Raw genomic sequence first — 2,984 nt, forward strand, 5'->3', positions numbered from 1 at the left:
TTAATACTCTCAAAATTGATCAGATTTAAATTAGGTTAAGTCCTCGATCTATTAGTATCCATCAGCTGAACTCATTACTGAGCTTACACCTTGAACCTATCAACCAGGTAGTCTTCCTGGGATCTTACTCATAAAGATGGGAAATCTTATCTTGAGGTTGGCTTCGCGCTTAGATGCTTTCAGCGCTTATCCATTCCATACATAGCTACCCAGCTATGCCACTGGCGTGACAACTGGTGCACCAGAGGTATGTCCATCCCGGTCCTCTCGTACTAAGGACAGCTCCTCTCAAATTTCCTACGCCTGCGACGGATAGGGACCGAACTGTCTCACGACGTTCTGAACCCAGCTCGCGTACCACTTTAATGGGCGAACAGCCCAACCCTTGGGACCTACTACAGCCCCAGGATGTGATGAGCCGACATCGAGGTGCCAAACCTCCCCGTCGATGTGGACTCTTGGGGGAGATAAGCCTGTTATCCCCAGGGTAGCTTTTATCCGTTGAGCGATGGCCCTTCCACGCGGAACCACCGGATCACTAAGCCCGACTTTCGTCCTTGCTCGACCTGTATGTCTTGCAATCAAGCTCCCTTTTGCCTTTGCACTCTACGCACGATTTCCGACCGTGCTGAGGGAACCTTTGGGCGCCTCCGTTACATTTTGGGAGGCGACCGCCCCAGTCAAACTGTCCACCTGACAGTGTCCCAAGACCAGATTCATGGTCTATGGTTAGAATCTCAATATTACAAGGGTGGTATCCCAAGGGTGACTCCACGAAAACTGGCGTTCTCGTATCTCAGTCTCCCACCTATCCTGTACATGTAATATCGAAATCCAATGCCAGGCTACAGTAAAGCTCCATGGGGTCTTTCCGTCCTGTCGCAGGTATCCGGCATCTTCACCGGAATTACAATTTCACCGAGTCTTTTGTTGAGACAGTGCCCAAATCGTTACGCCTTTCGTGCGGGTCGGAACTTACCCGACAAGGAATTTCGCTACCTTAGGACCGTTATAGTTACGGCCGCCGTTTACTGGGGCTTAAGTTCAATGCTTCGACTTTAAGTCTAACACATCCCCTTAACCTTCCAGCACCGGGCAGGCGTCAGCTCCTATACATCGTCTTTCGACTTAGCAGAAACCTATGTTTTTGGTAAACAGTCGCTTGGGCCTATTCTCTGCGGCCTCTTCGGGCATACACCCTAATGAGGCACCCCTTATCCCTAAGTTACGGGGTCATTTTGCCGAGTTCCTTAACAAAAGTTCTCTCGCTAGCCTTAGAATTCTCTTCTCACCCACCTGTGTCGGTTTGCGGTACGGGTACCTTTAATCTCAGTAGAGGCTTTTCTTGACAGCATGAAATCGACTACTTCGCTACTTAATTTCGCTCCCCATCACACCTCAGAATTGCACCGACGGATTTGCCTATCAGTGCTCCCTTAATGCTTGGACCTACATTTCCAATAGTAGGATAGCCTATCCTTCTGTGTCACCCCATTCTTCAAACGATTATCGGTAGTACAGGAATCTCAACCTGTTGTCCATCACCTACGCCTTTCGGCCTCGGCTTAGGTCCCGACTAACCCTGAGCGGACGAACCTTCCTCAGGAAACCTTGGGTTTTCGGCCCGTAGGATTCTCACCTACGTCTCGCTACTCATGCCAACATTCTCTCTTCACTGCAGTCCACTAGTCCTTCCGGTCTAGCTTCAGCCCGCAGTGAATGCTCCCCTACCCATTGACTTGCGTCAATGCCGTAGCTTCGGTAGTAAGTTTTAGCCCCGATAATTTTCGGCGCAGGATCACTCGACCAGTGAGCTATTACGCACTCTTTGAATGAATGGCTGCTTCTAAGCCAACATCCTGGTTGTCTGTGCAATCCCACATCCTTTACCACTTAACTTACATTTAGGGACCTTAGCTGACGGTCTGGGCTGTTTCCCTCTCGACTATGAATCTTATCACCCACAGTCTGACTCCCAAGCAAAAGATAAAGGCATTCGGAGTTTGATAGTCTTCGGTAACCCATAGGGCCCCTAGGACATTCAGTGCTCTACCTCCTCATCTCTAAGCTTGAGGCTAGCCCTAAAGCTATTTCGGGGAGAACCAGCTATCTCCGAGCTCGATTGGAATTTCACCTCTACCCACAGCTCATCCCCGCACTTTTCAACGTGCGTGGGTTCGGACCTCCACGAAATTTTACTTTCGCTTCATCCTGGCCATGGGTAGGTCGCTCGGTTTCGGGTCTACGACAAGTAACTGAATCGCCCAGTTAAGACTCGCTTTCGCTACGGCTCCAGACCCTAAGTCCTTAACCTTGCTACTTATCGTAACTCGTTGGCCCGTTCTACAAAAAGTACGTGGTCACACTAAAAATGTGCTCCCACAGCTTGTAGGCATAGGGTTTCAGGTTCTATTTCACTCCCCTTCCGGGGTTCTTTTCACCTTTCCCTCACGGTACTATACGCTATCGGTCACCAAGGAGTATTTAGCCTTGGGGGGTGGTCCCCCCAGCTTCCCACAGGGTTTCACGTGTCCCGTGGTACTCTGGAGTATGCTCGAAAGTCTTCTTGTTTAATCTACAGGACTGTTACCTTCTACGGTGGGTCTTTCCAAACCTCTTCGACTACAATACCTCTTTCTTAATGAGCATATCCGCAACCCCTATGAAGAAAACTTCATAGGTTTGGGCTAATCCCCTTTCGCTCGCCGCTACTCAGGGAATCGATTTTTCTTTCTCCTCCTCGGGGTACTTAGATGTTTCAGTTCCCCCGGTTCCCCTCCTTAGACTATGAATTCATCTAAGGATACCTAGACATTACTCTAGGTGGGTTTCCCCATTCGGAAATCTCCGGATCAAAGATTGCTTGCATCTCCCCGAAGCTTATCGCAGCTTACCACGTCCTTCATCGGCTCTTGGTGCCAAGGCATCCGCCCTACGCCCTTAATAACTTAACCTTAATTTATTTAAATCTGTTCAATTTTCAA

The 2,984-nt window shown here is 49.3% G+C and carries 1 rRNA gene; it reads right to left on the minus strand.

The window, feature by feature from the left end:
• Window positions 1-31: 31 nt before the first annotated feature.
• Window positions 32-2,954: ribosomal RNA gene (locus Tmeso_RS15705) — 23S ribosomal RNA — on the minus strand.
• Window positions 2,955-2,984 lie beyond the last annotated feature (30 nt).

The sequence above is a fragment of the Tepidibacter mesophilus genome (assembly GCF_002724055.1).
Lineage (GTDB): Bacteria > Bacillota > Clostridia > Peptostreptococcales > Peptostreptococcaceae > Tepidibacter_A > Tepidibacter_A mesophilus.